Annotated in this window: 2 protein-coding genes and 1 pseudogene; all 3 read left to right on the top strand. The window is 71.8% G+C overall.

All coding sequences use genetic code 11. The annotated features are described in order from the left end of the window. Positions 1 to 86: 86 nt before the first annotated feature. Positions 87 to 695, top strand: a pseudogene (locus ABZ896_RS52525) (DNA polymerase III subunit gamma and tau); the annotation flags it as partial. Between the two features lie 98 nt (positions 696 to 793). Then, entirely contained in the window at positions 794 to 2,047 is a 1,254-nt protein-coding gene (purD, locus tag ABZ896_RS52520) for a phosphoribosylamine--glycine ligase (protein WP_360946579.1), read from the top strand. A 326-nt stretch (positions 2,048 to 2,373) separates the two neighbouring features. Beyond that, on the top strand, positions 2,374 to 2,574 hold a 201-nt coding region (locus tag ABZ896_RS52515; protein ID WP_360946575.1), incomplete at its 3' end, for a hypothetical protein.

Here is a 2,574-nt window from a genome sequence, read left to right as displayed (position 1 = left end):
GCACCCCGGTCGCCGCCTTTGGCCTTGATCGACGCGGATCGTCCGGCAAAGAGCCAGCAGTCACGGCGCCGACGTCGAGGGTGTCGAACATCCTGGAAGCGGTCAAGAACCGCCGCCGCTTCACCTGGATCCTGCTCAGCCAGAACGCCCAGGTGGCCGGCTTCGACGGCACCACCCTCCAACTCGGCTTCGCCAGCGCCGGCGCCCGGGACAACTTCGCGAGCAGCGGCAGCGAGGACGTACTAAGGCAGGCACTCACCGAGCAGTTCGGCGTGCAGTGGAAGATCGAGGCGCTCGTCGACCCGTCGGGCGGCGGCTCGGCACCCCCGTCGACCTCGGGCTTCGGCGGCCCCTCCGGCGGCTTCAACAACGGAGGCGGCGGTTACGGCGGCGCCCCGACCGGCGGTTACGGCGGCGGTGCTCCTACGGCCACCCCAACGCCGGCGCCCTCCCCGTCGACGCCGCCCACGGCACCCCCACCCACCACACCCTCGGCCGCCACCCCCGGCCCCTCCTCCTCCCCGAATCCGAACGCGAACAGAACCCCGGCGTCCCCACCCCCGCCCCCGGTCTCCATCGAGGACGACATCCCCGAGGACGACGACCCCGACCTCAACGAATCGGCCCTCTCCGGCTACGAACTGATCGTCCGTGAGCTGGGCGCGACGGTGATGGAGGAGTTCACCAACGAGTGAGCCACCACCGACACCACCCCCCACCTTCAGAGGAACGCACAACCCCTCAACCCCCCGGCCCTCGGAGCCCCGCACAAGAACCCCGTTAGGCTGACCCCGTGAAGGTCCTCGTCATCGGCAGCGGTGCCCGCGAACACGCCCTGTGCCGCTCCCTGTCCCTCGACCCCGACGTCAGCGCCCTGCACTGCGCCCCCGGCAACGCGGGTATCGGTGAGGTCGCCGAGCTGCACCCGGTCGACGCCCTCGACGGCGCCGCCGTCTCCGCGCTCGCGCGGCGGCTCGACGTCGGCCTGGTCGTCGTAGGCCCGGAGGCGCCGCTCGTCGCCGGGGTCGCCGACGCCGTGCGCGAGGCGGGGATCCCGGTCTTCGGCCCCTCCGGGGAGGCCGCGCAGCTGGAGGGCTCCAAGGCCTTCGCCAAGGACGTGATGGCCGCGGCCGGGGTGCCCACGGCGCGGTCGTACGTCTGTACGACCCCCGAGGAGGTCGCCGAGGCCCTCGACGCCTTCGGCGCCCCCTATGTCGTCAAGGACGACGGCCTCGCCGCCGGCAAGGGCGTGGTCGTCACCAGCGACCTGCAACAGGCCACGGACCACGCGAACGCCTGTGATCGGGTCGTCATCGAGGAGTTCCTCGACGGCCCCGAGGTCTCCCTCTTCGCGATCACCGACGGCGAGACGGTCCTGCCGCTCCAGCCCGCGCAGGACTTCAAGCGCGCGCTCGACGGCGACGAGGGCCCGAACACCGGCGGCATGGGCGCGTACTCCCCGCTGCCCTGGGCCGACCCGAAGCTCGTCCAGGAGGTCCTGGACACGGTCCTCCAGCCGACCGTGGACGAGATGCGCCGCCGCGGCACTCCCTTCTCCGGCCTGCTGTACGCCGGTCTCGCGATCACCGGCCGTGGCGTACGGGTCATCGAGTTCAACGCCCGCTTCGGCGACCCCGAGACGCAGGTCGTGCTGGCCCGGCTGAAGACCCCGCTGGCCGGTGTCCTGCTCGCCGCCGCCACCGGAAACCTCGAGGACCTGCCGCCCCTGCGCTGGAGCGAGGAGGCCGCGGTCACCGTGGTCGTCGCCTCGCACAACTACCCCGGCACCCCGCGCACCGGCGACCCGATCACCGGTCTCGACGAGGTCGCGGAGGAGGACGCCCCGCACGCCTGGGTCCTGCACGCCGGCACCAAGCACGACGGCGACGCCGTGGTGAGCGCCGGCGGCCGCGTCCTGTCCGTCACGGCGTCCGGCGAGGACCTCGCCGAGGCCCGCGAGCGCGCGTACCGAGCGGTGGCCCGCATCCACCTGGACGGCTCCCAGTACCGCACGGACATCGCCGCGAAGGCGGCCGTCGGCACCTGAGTGACCGGCTTCGTCCGACCCGGAAAATCGGGCGAATGCCAAGAAAAAACCGGGAATCGATGAACCCGGCAGGCCCTGGATCCGTCTCAGGATTCGGGGCCTGATCTTTGCTGTACGTCATCCACCTTTCCCCAAAGCCATTCCATCGAGTGAGCGACGGCCCATACGGCTGACGGGGGCCCGGAGCCCAACTATGGTGCGGCGCAAGCGGTCCGGCACTTGGCCCACCGGCATTGCGATGTCAGTGGCGGGTGCCACAGTGGGGGAGTGAGCAACGCCAGAACAGGCAGGCGTCCAGGACGGCAGGGAGGGGGTGACCACCGGTCGTGACCGGTATCGGAGCGGAGGCGGGAGCGCAGGCAGCGCGTTCCCGGGCCCTCGCCGTGCTGCGCATCCGCAGCCGCGCGCTGGCCGTGGCCCTGCTGCCCGCGGCAGTCGCCGTACTTGAAGTCGTGGGCCACGACCGTGCTGTGGTACGTCACGGCCGCGTCGAGTTCGTACGTCCGCAGCCGCTCCACGATGTCCAC

This window comes from Streptomyces sp. NPDC047072 (genome assembly GCF_040643855.1).
In the GTDB taxonomy this organism is placed as follows: Bacteria; Actinomycetota; Actinomycetes; order Streptomycetales; family Streptomycetaceae; genus Streptomyces.
The sequence above is the reverse complement of the archived record's forward strand: the minus strand, read 5'-3'. Positions and strand labels throughout refer to the sequence as shown.